A 24,457-nucleotide genomic window follows, 5' to 3' on the forward strand; every position below is an offset into this window, starting at 1 on the left:
TTACAATGGTGCTTTTGGTATTCTACTGAAAGCTTTGCGGGATACCGCCTCTATCTCCTATGAGGGTGATAGTGCTCTCGTTACTTTGTCCGGTAATTGCCGGGTAACTGTCGCGTAAATGTATCAGAAACACCACAAGCGGACACACCGGGTATACAGCGACAAAATCGACCGCAACCGCTGGGAGTCTAATGATACCATTAATCTCTCTAGCCACGAATACAGATCAAAAGCTATCATCGGAGGTTGTTCCCATCAACTGTAGCCGGATAAAGCTGAATTTGGGGCACCTAAATCCTACAATTCTCGATTGAAGATTAAAGAATTGAAGCATTGGGAATGAGTTACTGGATATGAGTTTGGGTTAGGGACATACAGTTGCATTGTTTTTTTGAAACGGTAATACCAATGGAATAAAGTAGCGCTAGATATTACCCCCCCCCAACCCCCCCGCGATTTCGGGGGGGCTAAGAGTTCATCTATAGCACATAGGTCAGAAAAATGGTATAAGTAGGGCGAGCAGAATTAATTACACTTGCAAATAGCCCCAAGGGCTAACCAGCTTCAAGAGTCTTTTTGTAATTAATGGGGCTGTTACCGATCGCAAATTGTTTGAGGTTTTTTCTGTCGGAGTAAGGCCTTCTCAACCCGGTTTTTGAGACAATCGCGGCCCGCCAGCCAGAGACGGGCGATCGAGAAACCGGGTTTTTGAACTGCGACGCGGGAACTGTTCTGCTTTCGGTGAAAGAGCGAGATAGAATGGCTGGTGGGTGCGGCACGCCACAGCCGCCAGCCGGTGCCAGCCTGCATTTCAACAAGTCCAGCTATCTATCTTCGGGGATCGTCCCGGCAGTCGATCGGCAAGAACGGAAATCAGCCACAGAATTTGAGAACATTTGCAGTTGATAGAAGCCAGCATTTGATGCGGAAGTACCAGCTAACCTATGATGGGTAATAGAAGTCATCCGAAGGCAAAAGCAAAAGATTAATTCAAAGTTGTCATAAAATATTAGTCGATTATTTACAGGCTCGCATTCAGATTATTCTATCTATTGGTATAGCTGCCGCCTGACTTCAATCTTTTTTCAACAAAATTTCTGCCAAGCCGCATTCCCAGAGGTTCCGCCCTTGAATTCTCAGAAGTACAAAATTCAAGCACTAATTGCTGAGATTGACGAGGTACTCAGCAAGCCCGCCCCCCGCTTGCCTTGGACGGGTTCTCTTGATACTGTCCACCAGCGCCAACTGTTAGAGCGAGTTCGCGCTTACCTGTTTTCCCAAGACTCAAAGCTAGCAATTCCCAACAGGCCACCGGCCCCAAACGTCCGCCCGGTACCAGTTCCAGTTCCAAAATTGCCGATGCCCCCCGCGATTCCCTCAGCAGCAGAGCAAATTATGCTTGCCGTCACCGGAGAAATTAGCAACCTGCGTTCGAGCCTGACGGGGCCGCTGCAACAAGACATCGAAGCTCTGCGACAAGAGCAGCAAGCTCTAATTCAAGAAATCAAACAGCTAGAAGCACAACGGCAGCAGCAACAATCCCTAGCTCAGCAACAAGCTAACCAACAGCAAATCATTTCTGAATTCTTGCAGGTGCTCAGGAGCCGCTTGACAGAAACCTTGGATCGCGATTTGTCCCAAATTTTCGCTACCCTAGAAAATCAGTTTTTGCCAAGTAGTGCAGCACAATCCGAACAATCGGCTTTAAACCCACAAACTTCAGAAGAACTCCCGCTGCTGACACCGGGTCAGAGGTTGGAGCAAATGCAAAATTTCCAAGCTCGTGCCGACAGCCTGCTGATGAGGCTAGATTCGACGATGAATATGGCCTTCGACGGTTTGGAAACAAATTTGCAAAGCTATCAAGCTTCCTTGGGACAAGGGCTCGAAAATATGTACGGTTTGAGCCAGCAGAGCGAGGCAATGTTCGCGGCTTTTGTTAACCACTTGGCAACACAGTTGGGACGAGAAGCGTCTTCCTACGTTCAGCAGCCGATATCCGTGGAAAACCTCGAAACGGCAGCCCCAAGCGCAACAGACAGCTCTGGTGCGGCTCCCGCTATCTCAAATCGGGCGATCGAACCGGATGCCCCTGCCACCCGTGAAAATCTGAGCGGCGAACTGCCAGAACAAGACAGATTTCCCTACGCCGGTACAGAAATTTCTCAGCAATTCGGACAGGTGAGGCACGATCGCGATCCTATTGAAACTCCTCTCTCTCTCTCGGATTGGGAAGATAATTTGTTCGGTTCTGCACCAGAAGAAGAATCAGCATCTGTAACTCTGTTGTCCGGCGCTGAGTCGGAAGATATGTTAGCAGAAAATGGCGAAGATGTTGAAGATTTGTACGCAAGTTTGTTTGCGGAAAAAGAAGTCGCAGAATTAAAATTAGAACTCGAAGAGTTTACTATAGAAAATACTGAAAGTGCTGCGACCAATAAAGCGGTAATATCTCAAAACGCAGGCGAGGAAACTGCCGAACTCTTGAATGATGCGGAAGATTTGTTTGTAAATCTGCTGGATGAAGGCGAATCGCTGGAAGATTATTTGGGTGAAACTTCAGACTTTGTAATCGGTGATTCGATCGAGGATCTAACTTTAGATAGTGAAGATTTATTTGAACTGCAAGTTGCAACAGTACCTCAAGTTTCAGAACCGCCAGCCAAAAGTTCGATCGCGCCGCAACTTGATTCGGACGATCGACCAAATCGAGCAACGGCTAAAAACCTAGGCGATAGTTCCGACACTGCAACATTACCACAGCCGCCGACTTTGAGCGCGACTCCTGAAACTAGCCCGAAGCAACCCAGTGCCGCGCGCCTCCCCAGTGCTCGTGATGTTCGCACGGGCGAGTCCGACGCATCTTCGCAGCTATTAGATGATGACTACATCCAAGCTTCGCCGGATGAGGATTTGCTGCCGGTTGAAGCATTAGAAGATGACCTCGATCGAGCTCTAAATTTGGATAACAATACTCTGGAATTGTTGGAGACAGACCTCTACAATCTGGAGGGATTGGAGGGATTGGAAAATACTGCGGAACGGCGATCGAATTCAAGCGCGGTTAACAGCTTTAATTTGGCGAATTCCTCCGACGACGGTGCAGAAAATCCCTTTCCCGAAACCCTAGAGGAAGAATTCGGCACGCTGGAGGATTTGTTCTCCGATGTGTTGGAACTCTCATCTGAAGATGAATCGTTTGTTTTGGAAGACGAACTTGAGGATGATTTGTTTGTTGAGGAAGATGAGTCAAAGTTGACCCTAGACGACATTTTGGCTAGTTTGACTCAAACCGATCGAGAAACTGCAGAAACTGACGAATTGCGATCGACTCCAGCAGAAAGTAAAAAAAAAACCTAATTCCCACAGAGAATAAAACAAAAGCTGTTGAGGCGAAAACCAAGCCTAGGGAAAGCGCGCAGCAGCAAGAGTCGCCAGCAGATTTGGTTCCCAGCAAGATCGCCCCTTCCTCCTCTCAATCTCCAAAAAGCCGGAATTCTCGCTGGTATTTGGGCATTGATTTGGCATCGGGCGGACTGTCGGCTGCTTTGGTCGATCGCACCAGCGGCAAGTTGCACCCGATTTACTGGGAAACACCGCAGGCCCCGGAAGCCTCGGCTACCTTTCGGATTCCCTCGGTTGTGGCGGTGGAGGAAACAGTCCCAAGCAATGCAGACCCGCAGGTGGCTTGGCCAGGGGAAGAATTTTTGCGGCAAAATTTTAAATTGCCTTTAAAAGTGACCATTCCTTATCAGCGAGAAGCTGCAGGGATGTACGAACCGCTGTTGCAGTGCTATGGCGGGGCTTTGTCGGTGGCTATACCGCTGCAAGGTGTACGGGCGCTGCTGGCTACTTTGAATCCCCGCCGAGGGCAAAAAGTTGGGGGATCGGGGGAAGTTTGTAAAGCTTCGGGACTGACTGCTGAAACTCTGGATGCGGCACTCTCTGAGTTGCAGGGTGTAATTTTGGGGACTCCGGCGGGTTGGTCGGATGCTTATCGGTTTAACCTGCGGGAGGCTGTTTTGGGCGCAGGTTTGGTCGCTTCGGCTTCGCAAATTTTTGTGGTGCCAGATGCGATCGCCACTTTAATTGCTGTTGTAACTCCTATCAAAAATTCCACAAAAGTGCAATCTTTGGCGCTCGATTCTATTAGTGGCAAAGTCGCAGAAGCTGTACCGCTAACTGTAAATGATGGGGCTTTTAGCGGGGGAACTTTGATTCTGAATGCGGGGGCGACAACGGTGGAATTAGCTTTAGTTGATTTGCCCTCCAATCTTGAAGATTTAACTCGTGCTGATTTTACTTGCCAAAGTTTTGATGTTGCTGGCGATGCTTTCGATCAGGATATTGTCTGTCAGTTGTTGGCGAAAAATGAAACTTGGGGAATGTCGGTCGATTTGCCGCGTCCGGGGCATCCCGATTTGCCTAGTCGCTATCAATTGCAGCAGCGGTTGCAAGGTTCTGCTTTTGGGCTTCAATTGTTGGCAGCGGCAAGGCATTTGAAAGTTATTTTGCAACATCAAGAAAGTTTTGTTTTGAATATTGGCCAGCAGCATTGGGATGTGAAGCGCAGAGATTTGGAAAGTCTGGTTTTAGTGCCTTTTGTGCAGCAGTTGAACCGCGAATTAAATGCTTTGCTCAGCCGCGCGGGAATGTCGCCGGCGGGGATCGATCGCGCGATTTGTACTGGAGGTATGGGCGCTTGGCCTGCGATCGCCCGTTGGTTGCGACAGAAGCTGCCCAATGCGATCGTCGTTCAAGACAGGCTAGACAGGGAATTTGAGGGCGATCGCAATATTTCTGAGTTACACAATTCGGCTGTTGATTCTGTATTGCCAAGCCCAAACTATTCAGAAAAAATTGGTTTAGTTGCCTGCGGGTTGGCGAGTTTGGCTCTGTATCCTCAAATTTTGGATGTGCCGCAGCAGTACAGCGACTTTTTTCTGCTGTGGGAATTAATGCAGGTTTTGGGTGCCCAAACTCAGAGTTTTGAGGAAATTTTGCAGTTGTTGGAACGCCAAGGCGTGAATACCCGCACCTGCAAGCCTCGGATTTTGGAGATTTTGGCTGGAAAATTGCCGGCGGGACTTTTGCCGGAGGAGCAAGATTTCATGTTGCTAGCCCAGGAGTCGAGGCAAAATCCTGATTGGCAAGCAATTTTGGCTGAGCCGCTTTTCTTTGAAGATGTCTCGCGGGGTTATCGCTTGAATATCGAGCACGCTAGGCTTGTGCGCGAATATTTAGGAAAACTCGCCGGATTCAGCCAGCAAAAATTTTTAGAACCGCTCACCATTGTTTGGGATGTTGACGCACCGAGCGATGGGTAATATCAAATCCTCTCTTCATCGGAATGATTCAGATATATATTCTCGGACTCTGTGTACTCTGCGTACTAATAAGGTTAAATCACCTGACGATGCAAGCGGAAACGATATAACGAGAAATCGCTTAAGTGATTAAATTTTCATTCCCGGTCAAGATGCTTGCTTGCAAGTAATATTGTTTCCGATGAAGATAGGATTTGATATGAATCAAGAATCCTCTCGCATGAAAAGCAGAGGTTTGTCAAGACATCAGTCTGATTTGCAAAACAATTTGGGTTGTCTTAAATCAACAAGCTGCGTGTTAATATACCTGCTGTTTTGGTTGTTAGTTGGTCGTGAGCTGTGGATAAAGATTGAGCTAAAAGCTGTTTTGCTAAAAATAAAAATGTTACAAAAAAATGTTAAATTAAGGGCAATATTTTGTAAAAATATTGCCCTTAATTTTTGTTCATCTCCATCTCCCTTGACTGATGACTGATGACATCATTTCTGGTCGATTGACAACGATATGCCCCATGCCCCATGACCTGTTTTGCCAATGACCTGTTTTGCCAATGACCAATTCCCAATGACCTGTTTTGCCAATGACCAATTCCCAATGACCAATTCCCAATGACCAATTCCCAATTCCCCATGACTTTTATGATGAATTTACCTAATTTGATTACTTTTTCCCGCTTGCTGGGAGTGCCTTTTCTGCTCTACGGTTTGTACGATCCAAGCGCCCAAAGTCGCTGGATTTGCACCGCAATTTTTGTGGTAGCTGCGGCTACTGATTGGCTGGACGGCTATTTGGCTAGGAAGCTGAATCAAATTACCGATTTGGGAAAGTTTCTCGATCCTTTGGTGGATAAATTGTTAGTGTTAGCGCCACTTTTAGTGTTGGTTGAGTTGGGTAAAGTGCCGGCTTGGGCAGTGTTTTTAATTTTGGGGCGGGAGTTGACAATTGCGGGATGGCGTGTTAACAAAACTACGATTTCTGGAGCTAATATTTGGGGCAAGTTGAAGACGGTTAGTCAGATTGTGGCGATCGCGCTTTTAATCGCTCCTCTATCTGAGGCGTGGAACGTTCCGGCCTTAGTTGCGTTTTGGATTTCTGTAGCTTTAACTTTGATTTCTGGCGCTATTTATCTGTGGCCACAATCGGCGGTTGAGACAAAGTAAATCGGTTTTTGTAACAGCAGATTGACGCGGATTAACCCCGGTAAAAACTTCGATCTATTTGTATGGACACGGCGCGGTGCCGTGTCCTAATCGCCGCTTAATAATGACTGCCCGATTTCCGGTAGTGCACCGCTGTTACCCCGTCATTTTTCAGCAAATGACCGTTTTCAACCGCTGCATAAACTACCCAATGATCGCCGCATTCCATCCGACTTATTACTTCGCATTCGAGATAAGCTAAAGCTTCTGTCAAAACCGGACAGCCGTTGCTAGCTTCCACCGTTTCAACTCCGGCAAATCTGTCTTCTCCCGGAGCAAAGTTTTTCATGAAATACTTCCGCAACTGTCGCCCTTCTGCTAAGATGTTGAGCACAAATTTATCTCCGGCGTACATCAAAGCTTCGATCGATCGATCTTTAGCCACCGAAATCGTCACGCCAGGGGGATTAAACGTGGCTTGCGATACCCACGAAGCCAGCATCGCACTCGTCAGATCCCCGCGCTTCGCCGAGACTACGCACAGCGAACCTACTAATCTTCCCACTGCTTGTTCCGTGCGATCGCTCCCACCAGTCAACTGCGGTTTCGGTGCCCGCAATTTTTGCGATCGCACCAAAGCTTGAGCAAAATCTGTTCCCGCCTCTTTGCACTCATAAATCGTCGCCGCCGTCGGCTTAAATTTGGCTCTAATCGGCTCAAATCCAATGCGGTAGCCAGCATCTTTCAGCTTGTTTTCTACTAAGTCGATCGCCTCTCCACTCCAGCCAAAGGAACCGAAAACCCCCGCTAATTTGCTTTTAGCCGCTGTTGAGAGCACAATTCCCAAAGCAGTTTGAATTTGCGTCGGCGCGTGTCCTGCTAGCGTCGGAGTTCCGATGATAAATCCCGCGCATTTCTCGATCGCCTCTTTAATTTCTCCCGGTTCAGCAAATTCGCAGTTGATCGTTTCTACAGCAACGCCTGCTTTCGTAATGCCTTTGGCGATCGCCTGCGCCAAAGTAGCAGTATTTCCGTAAGCCGAAGCATAAAGTAGAGCAACTGTCAAGTCTTTTGAATTTTGTTGCTGGCTCCATTCCCGATACAAATTGCTCAGTTCGTGGAGGCCGTAACGGACGATCGGCCCGTGACCGGGAGCATAAAATGCTGTTGGTAAATCGACTAATTTATCCATTGCCGTCAGCACTTGTTTAGCCTGAGATGCGTGCAGAGAATCGTAATAATAGCGCCGGTCTTCGCTATATACGCTCCACCCTTCATCGAATACTTGGTCGCCGCAAACGTGAGCCCCAAAAAATTTGTCAGTGAACACAATTCGAGTTTGCGGATCGTAGGTGCAAAGTTCGTCAGGCCAGCGGGGAGTCGGAGTCGCGATGAATTTTAATTTGTGACCTTTTCCTAAATCGAGAGTTTCTTCTCCCCGCACAATCATAATGTTTAATTCTTGTTCGGGAAAAGCGCCTCGCAAACCAATCGCCGCTGGATTCGTACAAACAAAAGCTAGTTGCGGAGCCAATTCTAACAAAGCTGTAATTGTGACAGCTCTGTTAGCGTTGAAATGCCCTAAAATCACATAATCTAGCTTTGTCAAGTCCACCCGTTGCTGCAAAGAATCCAGATAATTTTGCGTGAAAGATTCCCCCGGCGGGTCAAACAAAGCTATTTTGTCGGCTTGAATGATATAGCTGTTTGCTGTCGTCCCCTTTTGCAGGGAATATTCTACTTCAAATTTTAGTCTATCCCAAGTGCGCGATCGTACTGTTACCGTATCTGCCGCAATTTGGACAAACTGCACGTCGCGCGGTTTGGCATCAGATGCGGTTCTGGAAACTAGAGCGTTAGTCATTTATTGCACCTATGAGAAACTGAACAACAGAACTTCTTTTAATTTCGTGCCAAAATTTGGTATCTACAATATCAAATTTTGCACCTTGAACCTGTAAATTGCTATCCAGATCAATTAGAAATTTCTGGGTTTTCAAATCGTCCCCAATTTGGATAAAGCTCACACCAATTTCTTCATCTCTATCTATTCTATTGGCCGCACTTACAAGAATTTCGGCGATAGCAGCGCCATTTTCTGGTTTTTCATCTAGCACTACAACAATTATTGCTCCTTGTTTCCCAGCAGCCTTTGTTTTGAGCTGAAAATAATCGCTAAAAGCTGTGGTTAGAGGTTCTGCCAAATTAATTGCAGTCGGTTTTGCTGAATCCGGTTCCGTATTTTGTCGCTGCAAAATTTCAGCCAACCGGGCAACATTTGAATTTTTATACTTCCACATAGGAGTAGAAGCTTCATAGACGGTTATGCCGTCACTGTCAAATTCTTGACATTTTTTTGCTAAGTCGATCAGAGATGCCTGTGCTTCTACCCATTCCTCGTAAAAAGGATGTTGTGGGTCTCGGCTGCCATCGCTTCTGGCAATAATAATTGTGTAATCTCGGTCTTCTAAAAGATTGGCGGGCATTAGCAATTCCCCTAGTTAAAATGGAGTCTAAATGACAACGGTTTGCCCGGCTGCTTGTGGCGCACCCAACACCGAGAACCTGGTAAGGTGCGCCACAAGCACAAAGTTGAGAGTTTTGGGGCAGCCAGTTGCGTCTTAGACTTTAATTGTAGGGTGCGTCAGCAGATAGTCGATGATGAAGTCGATTAAAACATCGGTTGACGCACCTTTTACCAATTTCATAAAGTAGCGCTAGATATTACCCCCCCAACCCCCCCGAACTCGCGGGGGGCTAAGATTTGATCTGTACCACATCTTTAGAAAAATGGTATTACTAATCAGTTTGGCCTGTGTTGACTCGGACAGTCGATCGAGATATTGTTTAATTTCCCTCTTGCTCTTGTCAACAGTCAACAGTCAAAAGTCAACAGTCAACTGTTAACTCACTTCCTAATAGTGATTGCCGACTTTGCGGTGGTGAACAGCAGGCAGCGCCTCGGGGTTGGATACGCGACCGCTATCGACCGTAGCATATACGATATGATGATCCGAAAGTTCCATCCGGCTCACTACTTCGCATTCCATGTAAGCCAAAGCATCTGTCAAAATTGGAGAACCGTTGCTGGCTGGTTGAGTTTTAACTCCGGCAAATCGATCGGCACCAGGAGCAAAACGCTTCAAAAAGTGCTTCATCAGGCTTTGATAGTTGCCTTCTTCGAGCACGTTGAGCACAAATTTATCGCCTGCGTGCATCATCGATTCGATCGCCCGATCCTTAGCAACTGCTATAGTTAAACCCAGCGGTTTAAAGCTCGCTTGCGTCACCCAAGAAGCTAGCATCGCACTGCTAACCGCGCCTTTTTGAGCGGTAATAATGTACAGTCCGCCGCTGATGCGTCCCAAAGCTTTATCGAGGTCGCTATCGAGGGATTTCATCTGCTTGACAGCCTTGTCCCGCGACAGCCACTGTCCCAAGTCGGTGCCGGCTTCGTCGCAAAGTTGATAAACTGCTTCCGTCGGCGCTTCTTTGATCAAAATATTGGGAAATATTTCTTTCAAACCCAACTCTTTGAACTTGTTTCGCAGCGGGTAAATAGATGCGTCATCGCCGCCGCCGGATTCGCACAAACCGAAGGATTGTTTGTTGTTAGCTGCGACTAAAATTGTGTTGATGGCTGCTTCGGCATTTTCTGCAGCAGCGCCGTTACTAGGCGGCGAACAAATCACGAGCCCCGCAGCAGTACCGACAAGTTCCCGGACTTCTTGCAAGTCGGCGGTTTTCAAGTCCATCATTTCTACGGCGACACCGGTTTTGGTGATTCCGTGGGCGATCGCCTGACTGAGCCGATCGCTAAATCCGTAATCAGAAGTGTAAAATACCGCTACCGTGGTTTCTGCCTTAGCTTGGGCTTGGCTCCACTTTTTGTAACGTCCAGTAAGTTCAACTACATTGTACCTGAGCAGCGGCCCGTGACCTGTTGCCACCGTACCGATTTCTCCCAATTCTGCCATCCGCTTCATGGCGCTGAGTACCGATCGAGCATTGGGAGCCATCAAACACTCATAATAAAAGTGATAATCTTCCTCAACCGCTGCTAAATCGTCATCGTAGGTACTGTCGGAACAGTAGTGCATCCCGAAAGCATCGCAGGTGAAGATCACTTGAGTTTTGCTGTCGTAGCTGAAAATAGTATCAGGCCAGTGCAGGTTCGGCGCAGATACAAATTCGATAACGTGGCCGTTACCTAAATCTAATTTGTCGCCATTTTTGACTACAAGCCGCTCAAAAGGCTGGTGTACAAGATTTTCTAAAAATTGAATTGCTACTTTCGCCCCCACCACAATTGCTTGGGGTGCCAAAGCCAACACATCTTTAACTAAACCGCTGTGGTCGGGTTCGGTGTGACTGATAATTAGATAATCAATTTGTTTCGGGTCAATTTCCCCCGTCAGAGTCTCCATATATTGCTGGCGAAACTTCTCGTGGGAGGTATCGACGAGGGCGGTTTTTTCGCCGCGAATGATGAATGAGTTGTAAGTTGTACCGTTTTGGAGTCCGAATTCAATGTCAAAGCGGTCTCTATCCCAGTCAAGGCATCGAATTGCCGTTGTATCAGGGGCAATTTCGACTTTTTCCACTGTCAATCTGCGTTGGACTCGTTCAGTCAGGGCTACCATACTGTGCCTCCTTGTCTGTTATCCATTACCTTATTGTTTCCATTCTGGCACGTTTCTTTTGTAAATCTTCATAAAATTTCTTATGAAGGTGTTAAGTAACTTGAAAGTTATTAATGTATGGATGGGGCGATCGTCTACGGGATAGCTTCGTTTCGCAAGCATTTGGGAAAAAAATATATAAATTGGGTGTTGACAAAATTACAATTTTGCCTATCAAATTTTAAAATAAACTGAACCCGCCCGCTACTTGAGAAACGCGGTTTCTTCATATATTTCTGGTTTCTCAACGAAAAACTCGTAGAAACCTGGTTTTTCGCCCTCCTGCGGGCGCTCTGAAACTCCCTGAAGTGTTGTTGCGTAGAAACAGTCAGATCACCAATTTGATGCTAGGAGTTCTCGGAGGACAAAATATGACCGATTTTATGCCCTCTAATTGGTCAACGGCAATTCAACAATCAACTCAGTTCCTTCGCCAACCTCACTGACGCACCGAATCCGGCCGCCGTGGGCTTGCACAATTACTTGATAGCAAACAGAAAGTCCTAAACCAGTACCTTTCCCCACAGGTTTAGTAGTAAAAAATGGATCGAAAATCTTATCCTGAATTTCTGCAGGAATGCCATTTCCGGTATCGCGGACAGAAATTGCTACCCAGTCCGGCTCGCTTTGCCAACTGCGGATTGTTAATTCACCCGGTTTGTCTGCAGAGTCGATCGCATCTAAAGCATTGTCAATCAAATTATAAAATACTTGGTTGATTTGGCCTGCATGACAGTTAACTCGTGGCAAACTTCCGTATTCTTTGTCAATTTTAATATTTGTTTTTAGCTTATTTTGCAGCATCAACAAACTGCTGTCCAAACCTTCATGCAAATCCACCGCTTTAAATTCTGCCTCGTCTAATCGAGAAAAACTTCGTAGCGTCGTCACGATAGAGCGAATCCTACCGCTGCCTTCTCGCATGGAATTGAGCAGTTTGCCAAAGTCTTCTCGAACATAATCTAGTTCGAGTTCTTCATTAATTTTGACAAGTGCTTCCGCGGCTTCCGGACAGGCTTTTCCGCAGAATTCAAGAGCTTCGTTTAAGACTTTAAAATATTCTTTAGCGTGAAACAAATTGGCGTGGATAAAATTGTTTGCGTTGTTGATTTCGTGAGCAATTCCCGCTACCATTTGCCCCAAACCAGACATTTTTTCGGTTTGAATTAATTGCTGCTGTGCCGATCGCAATTCTTGCAGCGCTGCTTGCAGTTGCTGGGTTTGAGCTTGAGATTTGATTGCGGCTTCTCGGACTTGGCTGTAAAGTCCTGCTTGCTGAATCGCGATCGCCATTTGGTCGGCTAGCTGCGACAGCAACTCCATTTCTTGTCGCTGCCAGTTGCGAGTATCCCGGCACTCGTGAGCGATCAGCAAACCCCACAGCCTACCTGGTTTTAAATTAGAAATTTCGGCTGGAGACTGCGAAGTTTCTTCGCTTCTAGATGTAATAATCGGTACGATCAGATTAGCTTTTACCTGCAAGCCGTCTAAAAAATCAATGTGACAAGGCTCTAAACCCGAATTAAAAATATCATTAATTGCTTTGACTCGCCCTTGCTGGTAAAGAGCGGCGTAATCTCCCCTGAAACACTTATCTGCCCCCATATCTCCTAAAATTGAAGGCCAAGGAACCGTCATGTCTTCAACGACAACTTTGCCCTGCCAGTTATCTTCAAACTGGTAGATAATTACTCGATCGCACTGCAACAGTTGGCGCACTTCTCTCACCGCTGTTTGCAGGATAGTTCCCAGATCCAAGGTACTGCGAATTTGGTTGCCGATCAGCCGCAGCAGCGATTCTTGTTCGGCTTGGCGGCGCGTTTTTCTGTAGAGTTTGGCTTGGTTGATCGCGATCGCCAATTGAGAAGCTACCCCTTCTACAAGTTGCCTTTCCCAATCTGTCCATTCCCGTTCGCGATCGCACTGATGCAAGCCAATTATGCCATTGACTTCACCTTGATAGCGAGTAGCTACTGCCAGCATTGACTTAATTTCCAAAGCTGCGGCAATTTTTTTGGTTTCTGGGTTCAACCCCGGAAAATCGAGAAACTTCGTCACTGCTAGCGACTCCTGCTGAGACACAACTGCCTCCAAGTGCGGGTTGTCAGTAAGCGGTACTTTCATGCCCAGTTGGATCGGATAATCCCCCGCGTTGTACTCTCCCCGCGTGACTAAAATATTTCCTGTACTTGATTCTTTGACTAAAATACTCGCGCGGCTGGACTGCAGCACCTGCCCCAGCAATCGGCAGGCAGATGTCAAAATTTCTTCTATGTCAAGTGTGCTGCGAATTTCGTTATTAATTTGGTTCAGCAGGTTTGATAGCTGAACTTGCTGCTGCATCTGTAGGATTAGGGCTTTTTGTTCGTCTATTTGCGGCTGCAAAAGACCTTCTTCCTGCATCCAATTTTCAGCTTCCGGCAATTGTGAAGTGAAGATATTGCAATAGTTTTCTTGTTGTATTTTTAGAGACATATTTACTCTGCCGTTGTACTGTATTTCGATAGATCCTGGTTCTTTACAGATTTGCTTACCCTGCCAAGAGCGCGATCGCCACTACTAGGAATTTTGGAAGATATTAAAACATTATAAAGGATGCACCCCGACCCTTGCAATTATTTAGTTTACAAATATTTATAAATATAAATTAAGCGTTCTGTCCACAGTCCGCACCCTCAACTGTCACAATCGGTTTTTACTTACTTTTATTGAACAATTAAGCTCTAGATTATACTTTATTACCGTATATATAGCCTTTCAATCTCTCATAGGAGGTACTATCTAGAATAGGGCATAAACCTCTGTGGGTCTAGGTATACCTCACCACGCTTGAAAACCGCTACAGACGGAAAAAAGTTTTTTGAGAGGCATAATTTATCACTTTAAAAATCGATTACTCTGAGTAATTATACTCTGTGACAGTTGAGGGTGGGGAATGTGGGTTATGTAGCCGAAAATACAAATTCAGCGGGTGCCATTGAAATTCCTTAGCTATCGGTCGATTTTAGATTTTCCATTTTTCGCTTTGAGATTTACTTCACACATCGGTTAGCAGGAACAAAATTCTAAAACTTTGGAAGCATCCACAACAATTGTCGGGGGCGCGATACCTGTTTTTTGCAGGTAAATTGGACTTACTTGCTAGATTAATCGAATCAAATTAATCTAAAATCTATCTTTAGTTCAATGTTGGCAATCGCGCTCGATAAACATGAAAAACTCAATTGTCGATAATTTTCGCCCGCTAGTTGGTACAAGCAACCTGACACCTCAATTCACAGATAAAGACGAGGTTAAAATAGCTTTGGCGATCGGCAATTCGCGACTCCACTGGGGATTATTTGCTGGGAAAACCCTAGAAAAAACATGGAATACAGAGCATCTGAAAGCTGATGCTGTTTCCAGGCTCTGTGAGACAGAAAAAGCCGAATATTTGGTAAAAACAGTCATGAATTCGATCGGCCAAATATCAGATCTAAATCTCCCTTTTCTTCATGATACTCCCGCCGTTTCTAATTCTGACGCAGTTTCTTTCATCGCGCCACCTCTGGTTTTGGCATCAGTAGTTCCCCAGCAAACAGCAATCTGGCAGAGTTATCCTAATGTCCGAATTATTACTTTAGACCAGTTGCCGATCGGGGGACTCTATCCAACCCTAGGAATTGACAGAGCTTTGGCTTTATTGGGTGCTGGCAACCAATTGGGTTGGCCAATTTTAGTTATAGATGCTGGTACAGCTCTAACATTTACTGGGGCAGATGTCAATAGGTATTTAGTTGGGGGCGCTATCTTGCCCGGTTTGGGTTTGCAATTGTCGTCGCTAGGGAAACAAACCGCTGCATTGCCCTCAGTTAGCTTACCAGAAAATCTGCCACACCGCTGGGCAAAAAATACTGCTGGGGCAATTCACAGCGGAGTGGTGTATGCGACGCTGGCTGGAGTTAGGGATTTTATTGAAGATTGGCAGGGGTTGTTTCCCAATAGCAAAATTGCGCTCACCGGGGGCGATCGAACTTTGTTATTGCAATACCTCACCGCAGCCTTTCCCGATACAGCTTCCTGCATAATTGATGCACCAGAAGCCATTTTTTGGGGAATTAGTTGTTAGTTATTGGTTATTGGTTATTGGTTATTGGTTATTGGTTATTGGTTATTGGTTATTGGTCAACAGCCCACAATTCCCACTGACTACTGACTACTGACCACTAACTACTGACTACTGACTACTAACTACTAACTACTGACTACTGACCACTAACTACTGACTACTGACTACTGACTACTGACTACTGACCACTAACTACTAACTACTAATTACTGACTACTGACTACTGACTAATTCACTTAGCAAATTCGCGAATATACTTAGCAACAATATCCGGGGCTTCCTGTGGTAAATTGCTTTCTCCCCCAGTGATAGATTGCAGTTCGGCATTAGGAACTAGAGCGGCATAACATTGACACAGAGATAAAGCTGTGACGCTATCTTCAGAACCGTGCAACAACAAAACAGGCACTTTCAAAAATGGTAAATTATCATCAACTAACTCCGCTGTAGTTTCAGCCCGCCGCCGCCCCAACAGCAACTGCACTGCAACTGGAGACTGCACCAATTGCTGTCTGAAGTTTAGCAATCTGTCAATCTTTTTTTTGCCGCCCAACAACTTAGCAATGGGATAGATCGATCGCAGCAACCAGTAAGCCAGCGGAGGTTTAGCCACCAGCCAGCGAGCATTCTGCCACCGCGCCCGTCGGTGGCCAACCTTTACCCCTTCAGGGGCCAACAACACTAAACCCTGAACTCGATGGGGATATTTGATCGCGTAGCTGGCCGCCACCCAGCCGCCCAAAGAATGACCGACTAAATAAACCTGTTGCAGGTTCAAAGTGTCGAGGTATTGCGCGAGACATTCTACTTCCAGCTCGATCGAATAATGAACGTTCGGCCGTTCGGAATCGCCAAACCCCAGCAAATCCGGCGCGAAACATTGGTAGTAGGGGCTCAAATGTTCGATCGTCCCCAGCCACTGACTGCTGTCCTGCCAAGAACCGTGTAAAAATACTAAATTAGGGCCTTGACCGACTTCGTGCCAGAAGATTTGCCCTAAAGAAAGTTTGACCCGAGAATTGCGTAGCTGTAAGTACATCCGGTTAAAAATTTAGCTATAAAAAGATTATGGCGTTGCTGATTTATGGTATGAAAAGCTCAAGAGGAAAATGATACAAATGATTACTCACAAAGCTGCTGGATTTTCAACTGATTTTTTTTTCATACCGTGATTAAGCAACGCCTATTAATTTAATGTTCAGAGATTTTGAATTCAAGTAGGAATGCACCTTGATGGCAGAAATCGGTTTTTTTTCCCAAATATTGGCTCTTAGTCTTTAAGAGCGGTGAAAAACCAGGTTTCACGGGTCCGCCATGCGTAAGTCCTACATTAAAAATTAATTCCACACTTATCACAGGCAAATGTTGACTCCGACCAAAAACGGATACTTGTTTTCTGACACTCGTCGCGGGGCGATCCCATAGCTGCAAGCTTCGCTAACGCAATTTTAGATTTTTTTTCAAGAACCCCGATCGATCGCGACGAGTTAATTCTTTAATTCCTCAATCGACGCTCCGGCGAAGTAAATGCCGACTTTACTCAAATTTGGACGGCCTAGTTTAAGCCAAAGTTGTCAGGCCTTGAAAATAGTCCTGCAAGTGCTTGTCGTTATCGTGGCTCAGCAGGTTCTCCGGCAGAGATCCCGGCGAAAAAGCCTCAACCTCGCTGATTTCCAGCGTATCCTGAATTTGCATCTTTCCTTCCACTTCTGCAGCTACCACGATACAAATTGAGTGCAGGCGCGGGTCTCTATCAGCAGCCGAATAAACGCCCACCAAGCGCAGGATTTTGACTAAATCGAGTCCTGTTTCCTCCGCCAATTCCCGCCGCACTGTTGTCGGAACATCCTCTCCCCAGTCAACCATACCTCCCGGCAGTCCCCAGCGACCGTTGTCGCGGCGGCGAATTAACACAATTCGCCCGTCAGGTAATATGGGAATCACCGCAGTACCAGTGACGGGATGGCGAAAAATCAGCCCCAGCACAGTTTGTCCAATTTGCCACAATCGACGCATAAACTCAAAAGCTTGTTTAGGAGAAAGTAATTCGAGGTCTCCTAGCTCGCAGCTCTGGAGTCTTAATTTTGCATTTGTCATTCAGGCGAGATTTCTAGCAAGTCTGCTAAAATTTCCGCTGCGTGAGATTCTGGTTTGATTTTGCAATAAACCTTTTCAATCCTACCATCTGGGTCGATCGCGAAGGTCGATCGAATAATTCCCATAAATTCTTTGCCCATAAACTTTTTCAGTCCGTAACAGCCGTAGGCGGTAGCGACTTCGGCGTTTGAGTCGCACAGCAACGGAAAAGGCAGTTGATATTTAGCTGCAAACTTGGCGTGAGACGCGGCCCCGTCGGTGCTGATACCTAGCACTGCAATATTGCGCGCCCGGTATTCAGAGTAAATGTCGCGAAAGCCGCAAGCTTCTTTCGTGCAGCCGGGGGTATTATCCCGAGGGTAAAAATAGAGTACAGCTCGCCGCCCTCGCAAATCTACAAGGTTCACCAAATTGCCGGCAGCGTCGGCCAGGCTGAAGACAGGAGCTCGCGTCACCGGGATTAAGTGTCATTTGTTATATTTGTCAATTGTTGAGATAAATACTCTGGGAGACTAAAAACATTGCGTCCGATCGCACCCAGATTCCCAGCGACTTGAATCCCGGTGTTCTTTTTTCTGGGTCTTGTACCGGGTGTGCTATGATCGTCATCGGTCTAAGATTGAGTAAAACTAGACAACGTAAAAACTTAACTGGATTAGTTGAGTGCGTAGTCACACCTAACGGTGTTGCGGTTTAGCTAGGCAGACAGGAATCCCCACAGTATACCGATCGAAGGTTAGTGTGGGATAAAAGGCGCGTAAGACTCCTGATTCCACCCGTTCACAATCTCATAAGCATAGCTTTGAGCCGTGGAGGGGTGGACAACGAGACGAACCAATTCCTTTTTAAAATATCAGTGGGGCCCGACGTGTTCCTCACTTTAAAATGCCGTAGAGGGAAACGATTGGAGTACCTTGAAGGAAGTTCTCGATATCCTTAACAGGACTCAGAAGCCTAAACCATATCGCTTGCGATTGTTGTGGGAGCGTCACGAAAGCTAAATTTGAACAAAACCTAGCTACAGAAACAGAACCGATCGAGTACGGTATAGTATACCGGAATTTACGCTTCGGGAGAAGACACGTCTGCTTTAGCGGGAGAAATCCTGTCAGAAGCAAGTGACTTCGCCCAAGCAAGAATCTCAGTCACGCCTGAGTGCACAGAGTATCAATCTTAAGAATTCCCGGGCTTTCGGGCGCGGGGAGTGTCAATGTTTATTAGTGAGGTCATAATGGCTAAGCGCCGCAATCTCAAGAAAGAGAAGGCACAACGAAATCAAGCATACGCTCGCAAATTTCGCAAGCGGAGAAATCAAGATATGTTCTCCAACAAGAGAAGGCGATTTGACGGCGGCAACGGCGGCGGGATGGGCGCCATGAGCGGCGGCGGCGGACGGGACAAGGATATGGCTGCTGCTGAAGAGTAATAGAGTCAGGCTATCTGCCCAATTTAGAACCAGAGTGGAAAACACGATCGTTCTTTCGGAGAGATAGCCAGCCCGAATTTGTCCGAGAATTTAACGATGTTTAGGCGAGCCGATCGCGCGCAGCGATAAGTGATTTTCTCACTTGTTCAAACCCGGTACCTCCATAACTATTGCGAGCCGCCACCACTTGCTGAGGCGCGATCGCGCTGTAAATGTCTGTATCAAAAGCTGGGTGCAAGTCTTTCCACTCCTCAAGTGTCAAATCTTTGAGGAGTTTGCCCCCCGAAAGGCAAGTTTTGACGACTTTCCCGACGAGGTTGTAAGCTTCCCGGAAGGGAACGCCTTTAGCGGCCAAGTAGTCTGCGACGTCTGTAGCGTTAGAAAAGTCTTCGGTAACAGCCACGGCGAGGCGCGATTTGTTAAACGCGATTCCTTCCCTGAGCAAAATCGTCATTGCTTCCAAGCAAGCCTGTACCGTTTTCACGGTATCAAACAAAGCTTCTTTATCTTCTTGCAAATCTTTGTTGTAGGCCAAAGGAAGTCCCTTCACTACTACCAACAAGGCTTGCAAGTTACCAAACACCCGTCCCGCTTTGCCCCGCACCAACTCCGGCACGTCGGGATTTTTTTTCTGGGGCATGATGCTAGAACCTGTAGCGCAGCTATCTTTGAGTGTAATAAATCCAAATTCGTGAGAAGACCACAAAATCATTTCTTCTGACAGGCGGCTCAAGTGTACCAAAATCAAGCTGCAGGCTGCGAGAAATTCGATCGCAAAATCTCGATCGCTCACTCCATCTAAGCTGTTAGCATAAACCTTGTCAAAATGCAAGAGTTCTGCCGTATAATCTCGGTCGATCGGGAAAGTCGTCCCCGCCAGCGCACCGCAACCCAAAGGCGAAACATTCACCCGCTTGGAGACATCGCCGAGACGTTCCCAATCGCGATCGGACATTTCAAAATAAGCTAACAAGTAATGAGCCAAACTGATTGGCTGAGCGCGCTGCAAGTGCGTGTAACCGGGGATTAAAGTTTCGACGTTAAGCTCGGCAATATCGAGTAAAACCCCTTGAAATTCCCGCAATTGCTGGCGAATTTCGGCGATGCGATCGCGCAAATACAAACGAGTATCAGTACCTGCTTGGTCGTTGCGCGATCGAGCCGTGTGCAGCTTTTTGCCCGCATCCCCCACAATATCCGTCAGTCGCTTTTCTACCGCAAAGTGAACGTCTTCTGCATCAACTCCCGGAACAAAAAGACCTTCGCGGTATTCGCGGCGGATTTGTTCCAAACCATTGACTAACTGTTCGCCTTCTGCTGCAGAAATAATCCCCGTTTTGGCGAGCATTTTAGCATGAGCGACAGAACCAGTCAAATCGTACTCAATCAGTTCAATGTCGAAGCCAATACTAGCATTGAATCGGGCGATCGCTGGGTGCAGCGCTGATTCAAATCTTTGACTCCAAGTTTTTTGTTGTGCTGTCATTACTGAAGGTAAAACTAGATTATATGTCTGTTGCAGAAGTCTTTAAAAAACCGGTTCTGGGCATCGAAATGCAAGTCTGCCGATTTGCAGCATCAAACTAAAATCCTGCTTCCCTAATTCGGGAAAAAAAGACTTTAATCCCGACTGCAAACTTTTTATACCTGTATTGACACTAAAAAACTGAGTTCCTGACTACAAAATTATTAAAATTATACTGCATCACAAAAAAATGAAATCCCCCCTGCTAACTTTTCAAATCTTTTCCGGTTGCATCGGAATAATAAAATCGAGTCAACAGTCCGTGGGGGCGGTGGATGGTGCGGGCGGGCCCTCTTAACTTAACAGTCAACAGTCAACAGTCAACAATCAACAGTCAACAGTCAACAATCACATGACAATACAACCGGAATTGATATCAAATCTTTTCCTAATAGCCCAAGTCCCACAAAAGCTCTAAGGAAAAATGCCCTTAACGAACCAGCCAACAAATATACCTATAAAAAAAGCTCCTATTTGACCAGTCGAAACAAAATGATTCCAAGCTTTCTGGAAATTAGTAAAAATTTCGTAGCTTTGGCCCAAAATTACCGTATTCAAATGAGATTTTACAACTAACAAATCAACCGCATGATGCCAATGAATCGAGCCGGTCAATCCAGCAATAATTTCCGGCATTAAATTAACTATCATGTTGATTTTCTCCTGTTAAAGGTGTTACCCTAAGTACAACCAGTGTCATGTCATCTGCGTTGCGATTGCCAATACCGATAAACTGCTGAACTCGATCGAACAAATAATCCAAAATTTCCTCAGACTGCTGATAATTTTGACAAGCCCACTGAAAAGCCGCAGTCAAATTATCCTCATCAAACCGATCGCCTCTTTGATTAGCAGCATCGGTAAAACCGTCAGTGTAATAAATAATAGTATCTCCCGGCTGCAATTGCACGTGAGCTTCTTGGTAGTGCGAATCTGGATCGAGACCAATTAACATACCCTCCAAAGTATCGAGTCCCAGAATCGTATTAGTTGCAGCTTGCCACAGCAAAGGTGGGTGGTGAGCAGCATTGCTGTAAGACAAAACGCGAGTTTTCGGGTCATACTCCGAGTAAAACAGAGTAACAAAACGGTGAGAATTTTCCAAATCCGCGTGCATTACCCGGTTTAAATGTTGCAAAATTCTCGCAGGCGAGTGGCGGTTCAAAACCTCGGCCCGCAGCATACCCCGAGTCATCGTCATCAACAGTCCCGCCGGCACTCCCTTGCCCATCACGTCGCCGATGACGATGCTCCAGCGGCCCTTGTCGATTTTGGACTTAAGATTTTGAATCAGGGATGGGGGGTGTTCACCCTCATTTTCCTTGCCGATGGGGTCATAGTCAGCGGGAATAAAATCATAATAATCTCCACCGACTCTGCTAGCGGTTTGGCAGCGGGCGGCCACGTCAAGACCGGGAATTTTCGGACAACTGCGGGGTTGCAGCCGCAATTGAATTTCCGCCCCGATTTCTAACTCTCTATCTAAGCGTTCTTTTTCAGCTAACTTAACAGTAAGTTCATCTTTGTAGACTGCCACGGCGGTTTGATCCGCCACCAACCGAACTAATTTCTGTCTGCTGGAAGTCCACAGATATTGAGGGTCACTGCTAAAAACATAAAGCCGTCCGCGTTCTAAATTTTTGACTAAAATTGGCGTTCCAAACAAATGAACATCCGGGCCCAAATAACGACTTACTTGCAGGTCGAGACTAGAAGTTTGCCCTGAGATTGAGGAAGCAGATTCACCAGCCGGGGCAGCAACTGCTGTAGCTTGTCTGGTGGCCATTTCCAGCGCTTTTTGCAAATCTTGGCAATACCGTCCTTCCTGACAGTGCAACTGCTGAAACCTGACTTGACCGTTGGGTTTGAACAGCACTAAAGCTCCCCCGTCGGCATCGGTAACGCGAGTCGCCACTAAAGGTACTAACTCCAAAAATTGATTGAGATTGTTAAAACTGCGGAGGGCAAATCCTAGGGAACCCAACATATCTTGAACGTTGTGCTGGTATCGGTGCAAGCGGCCCACCAGTTCTTTGAGGGCAAATACTGGCGTCGCGTCGGTAGAATTGCGACCCGTCGGGCGGTCAGCAGGTTGAGGTGAGGGACGAGGCAAAGGCACAGCAGTCATTTTAAATTTGTGATTTTTGATCTTAAAAGGAACTTGATTGATTGAGGACTTAGAGAAGAGTCCAGTTGCACCGAAGCGTGATTGTTGAGTGTTGAGTGTTTGAACAATACCGATACAACTGGAAACGATATTGCACGCCAGCGAACAGAAACCCGGTTTTTTTCTTTAGTAGTTTGGTGGGATGCTAGTTTGAGCTTAAGAATTTGAGACTTTGAAGTTCTGTCCGGGCCTCCAAAAATCGGGCCCGCGGCAGATACCTCATCAATCTAAAATCTAAAATCTAAAATCTAAAATCCAGTAGGGCTTCGACAAATTCGTAACTAGAAAACGGGCGCAAATCTTCGATGCTTTCTCCTACTCCGATAAAGCGGATGGGGAGACCGAGCTGCTGCACTACTGCGAGGGCAACACCACCTTTAGCAGAACCGTCGAGTTTTGTCAATACTACTCCGCTTAATTTGGCAGATTCTGCGAATACTTCTGCCTGTCGCAAACCATTTTGACCTAATGTGGCATCCAAGACCAGTAGAGATTCTACGGTAGCGCCGGGGGCTTTTTTATCTACTATGCGACGGATTTTACTGAGTTCGTCCATGAGATTTTTTTTGTTTTGCAGGCGGCCTGCGGTGTCTACGATCAGCAGTTCTGTGTTTCTGGCGTTGGCGGCGGCGATCGCATCAAACACGACTGCTGCGGGATCGGTATTTTTGCCTGGGTTGGCAATAATTTCGACACCGCTGCGGGCTCCCCAAACTTTGACTTGTTCTACGGCGGCGGCGCGGAAGGTGTCGGCGGCGGCTATTAGGGTGTTGTAGCCGGATTTTTGGGCTATGTGGGCGAGTTTGCCGATCGTTGTAGTTTTACCCGCACCGTTGACTCCGACAATTAACCAGATGTTAAAGGTGTCTTTTTCTGGGGCAAAAGTCAGGCTGTAGGCGGGATTGCCGGCGGCGGTTTCGGCTGTCGGAGCGTCGAGAATGTCGCGCAGGATGGTTTTGAGGAAGGCTAGAGCTTGTTCTGGCGGTAAAGCTTCTTGTTTGAGTCTTTCTTGCAGGCGGCTGATAATGATGTCGGTGGCTGCGACTCCGACATCGGCTTGTAGGAGCAAAGTCTCAATTTCGGCTACTGCGTCTTGGTTGAGCGGGCCTTGACCGACGATCGCCTTTAGTCGATTAATTAAGCTGCGGCGGGTTCTTTCTAAGCCTTTCCGCAGTTTTTGCAGCCAACTGATTTCTTCGACGGATACTTGATCTGGCCGGCGCCCCTGACTGGCGAGGATTTCTGATGACCATAAAAATCCTTCGTCAAAGTCGAAACCGGGAATTTCTTCGATAATTGCGGCTCTTTCGGCTGCGGCTGCAATTACTTCTGGTTCTTCAATGGCGGTTTCTTTGAGGCGTTCGATGCGATCCATGCGCTCGGCTTGAGCTCTGGCCCAAAACGGCAGAGATTCGTCGGCTTGGGCTTCAGATGCGATCGACTCGGTTTCTTCTACAACTGAGGTTGCAGGTTGGGCAATTTCTATATTTTCTGCTGTAACTTCTAATTGTGGAGCAACGGGTGCAAGGTCGATCGCCCCAGCGATTTGTGGATCTGTGTCGGCAAATCCTGCATTTTGTGCTGCATCGGTTGCTTCAACAATCGCTTCTGGTGCAACTTCTGGAACTTCTGCAACAGTTTCTGCTGGTTCAACTTCGGCAACTTCGGCAACTTCGGCAACTTCTGTCTCGGCTGCAACTTCTGCAACTTCTGTCTCGGCTGCAACTTCGGCAACTTCTGTCTCGGCTACTTCTGTTTCAGGTTTTTGCTGTTTTTGAATATTTTTGTAAGCAGCTTTCGCCCAATTGAGATAATCTTCGGCTGCAGCGGGTGAACTTTGGTCTGTTGCTGCATCTGTTGGAGACCCGGCGGGTGCCGAAGTTGCCGACTCATCTTGGGTTGACTGGGGGGGAGTTTCTTTTTCAGAAGATCCGCTTTCGCTGTACTGGCGACGAAACCAATTAAAAACCATAGGAAATTGGGAA

Annotated in this window: 18 protein-coding genes and 1 pseudogene; 6 read left to right on the top strand and 13 right to left on the bottom strand. The window is 46.8% G+C overall.

Annotation, left to right across the window (positions count from 1 at the left end; all coding sequences use genetic code 11):
* Positions 1-594 precede the first annotated feature (594 nt).
* On the bottom strand, positions 595-810 hold the full coding sequence (locus AACV78_RS00325) for a hypothetical protein (RefSeq protein ID WP_194010763.1): 216 nt from the start codon (positions 808-810) through the stop codon (positions 595-597).
* Between the two features lie 318 nt (positions 811-1,128).
* Here AACV78_RS00325 and AACV78_RS00330 point away from each other — a divergent pair, with 318 nt between their 5' ends.
* The 4 genes from AACV78_RS00330 (at position 1,129) to pgsA (ending at position 6,488) form a co-directional block, all read left to right on the top strand.
* Positions 1,129-3,360, top strand: coding sequence for a hypothetical protein (locus tag AACV78_RS00330; RefSeq protein WP_194010764.1), 2,232 nt, complete (start codon positions 1,129-1,131; stop codon positions 3,358-3,360).
* A gap of 83 nt (positions 3,361-3,443) precedes the next feature.
* Positions 3,444-5,327: an acetate and sugar kinases/Hsc70/actin family protein gene (locus AACV78_RS00335; protein ID WP_194010765.1), complete on the top strand. Its 1,884-nt coding sequence runs from the start codon at positions 3,444-3,446 to the stop codon at positions 5,325-5,327.
* Positions 5,328-5,526: 199 nt separating this feature from the next.
* Positions 5,527-5,802 (top strand): hypothetical protein, encoded by a 276-nt coding sequence (locus tag AACV78_RS00340; RefSeq protein WP_194010766.1) that lies wholly within the window; start codon positions 5,527-5,529, stop codon positions 5,800-5,802.
* 167 nt (positions 5,803-5,969) lie between these two features.
* Positions 5,970-6,488, top strand: coding sequence for a CDP-diacylglycerol--glycerol-3-phosphate 3-phosphatidyltransferase (pgsA, locus tag AACV78_RS00345; RefSeq protein ID WP_194010782.1), 519 nt, complete (start codon positions 5,970-5,972; stop codon positions 6,486-6,488).
* A 97-nt stretch (positions 6,489-6,585) separates the two neighbouring features.
* Here pgsA and AACV78_RS00350 read toward each other — a convergent pair whose 3' ends face one another.
* The 4 genes from AACV78_RS00350 to AACV78_RS00365 all read right to left on the bottom strand — a co-directional run bounded on the left by AACV78_RS00350 (position 6,586) and on the right by AACV78_RS00365 (position 13,624).
* Entirely contained in the window at positions 6,586-8,331 is a 1,746-nt protein-coding gene (locus AACV78_RS00350; protein ID WP_194010767.1) for a diflavin flavoprotein, read from the bottom strand.
* Positions 8,324-8,953, bottom strand: a complete 630-nt coding sequence (locus AACV78_RS00355) for a vWA domain-containing protein (RefSeq protein ID WP_194010768.1) — start codon at positions 8,951-8,953, stop codon at positions 8,324-8,326. Before AACV78_RS00355 ends, AACV78_RS00350 begins: the two co-directional genes overlap by 8 nt.
* Positions 8,954-9,382: 429 nt before the next feature.
* The gene (locus AACV78_RS00360) at positions 9,383-11,110 is read right to left on the bottom strand and encodes a diflavin flavoprotein (protein WP_194010769.1); all 1,728 of its coding nucleotides are present in this window, start codon (positions 11,108-11,110) and stop codon (positions 9,383-9,385) included.
* 429 nt (positions 11,111-11,539) lie between these two features.
* Entirely contained in the window at positions 11,540-13,624 is a 2,085-nt protein-coding gene (locus tag AACV78_RS00365) for a GAF domain-containing sensor histidine kinase (RefSeq protein WP_194010770.1), read from the bottom strand.
* A 736-nt stretch (positions 13,625-14,360) separates the two neighbouring features.
* Here AACV78_RS00365 and AACV78_RS00370 point away from each other — a divergent pair.
* Positions 14,361-15,257 (top strand): pantothenate kinase, encoded by an 897-nt coding sequence (locus AACV78_RS00370; RefSeq protein WP_194010771.1) that lies wholly within the window; start codon positions 14,361-14,363, stop codon positions 15,255-15,257.
* A 232-nt stretch (positions 15,258-15,489) separates the two neighbouring features.
* On the opposite strand, the gene AACV78_RS00375 is transcribed toward AACV78_RS00370, so the two are convergent.
* The 4 genes and pseudogenes from AACV78_RS00375 to AACV78_RS00390 form a co-directional block, all read right to left on the bottom strand.
* On the bottom strand, positions 15,490-16,296 hold the full coding sequence (locus tag AACV78_RS00375; RefSeq protein WP_194010772.1) for an alpha/beta fold hydrolase: 807 nt from the start codon (positions 16,294-16,296) through the stop codon (positions 15,490-15,492).
* A gap of 521 nt (positions 16,297-16,817) precedes the next feature.
* Positions 16,818-17,273: an NUDIX domain-containing protein gene (locus AACV78_RS00380; protein ID WP_194010783.1), complete on the bottom strand. Its 456-nt coding sequence runs from the start codon at positions 17,271-17,273 to the stop codon at positions 16,818-16,820.
* 77 nt (positions 17,274-17,350) lie between these two features.
* Positions 17,351-17,825 (bottom strand): annotated as a pseudogene (gene bcp, locus AACV78_RS00385) (thioredoxin-dependent thiol peroxidase).
* A 12-nt stretch (positions 17,826-17,837) separates the two neighbouring features.
* The gene (locus tag AACV78_RS00390) at positions 17,838-17,963 is read right to left on the bottom strand and encodes a hypothetical protein (protein ID WP_255515822.1); all 126 of its coding nucleotides are present in this window, start codon (positions 17,961-17,963) and stop codon (positions 17,838-17,840) included.
* A 622-nt stretch (positions 17,964-18,585) separates the two neighbouring features.
* Here AACV78_RS00390 and AACV78_RS00395 point away from each other — a divergent pair.
* Entirely contained in the window at positions 18,586-18,780 is a 195-nt protein-coding gene (locus tag AACV78_RS00395) for a hypothetical protein (RefSeq protein WP_194010773.1), read from the top strand.
* Between the two features lie 100 nt (positions 18,781-18,880).
* Here AACV78_RS00395 and argH read toward each other — a convergent pair whose 3' ends face one another.
* From argH to ftsY, 4 genes are all read right to left on the bottom strand, one after another.
* The gene (argH, locus tag AACV78_RS00400; protein WP_194010774.1) at positions 18,881-20,266 is read right to left on the bottom strand and encodes an argininosuccinate lyase; all 1,386 of its coding nucleotides are present in this window, start codon (positions 20,264-20,266) and stop codon (positions 18,881-18,883) included.
* 453 nt (positions 20,267-20,719) lie between these two features.
* Positions 20,720-20,956 carry a hypothetical protein gene (locus tag AACV78_RS00405; RefSeq protein WP_194010775.1) on the bottom strand — a complete coding sequence of 79 codons (237 nt, stop codon included), beginning with the start codon at positions 20,954-20,956 and terminating at the stop codon, positions 20,720-20,722.
* Positions 20,946-22,433, bottom strand: coding sequence for a PP2C family protein-serine/threonine phosphatase (locus AACV78_RS00410; protein ID WP_194010776.1), 1,488 nt, complete (start codon positions 22,431-22,433; stop codon positions 20,946-20,948). Before AACV78_RS00410 ends, AACV78_RS00405 begins: the two co-directional genes overlap by 11 nt.
* Positions 22,434-22,713: 280 nt before the next feature.
* Positions 22,714-24,444, bottom strand: a complete 1,731-nt coding sequence (gene ftsY / locus AACV78_RS00415) for a signal recognition particle-docking protein FtsY (protein ID WP_194010777.1) — start codon at positions 24,442-24,444, stop codon at positions 22,714-22,716.
* Positions 24,445-24,457: the final 13 nt, after the last annotated feature.

This window comes from Tychonema sp. LEGE 07196, from assembly GCF_963890365.1.
Classification (GTDB): domain Bacteria; phylum Cyanobacteriota; class Cyanobacteriia; order Cyanobacteriales; family Microcoleaceae; genus Microcoleus.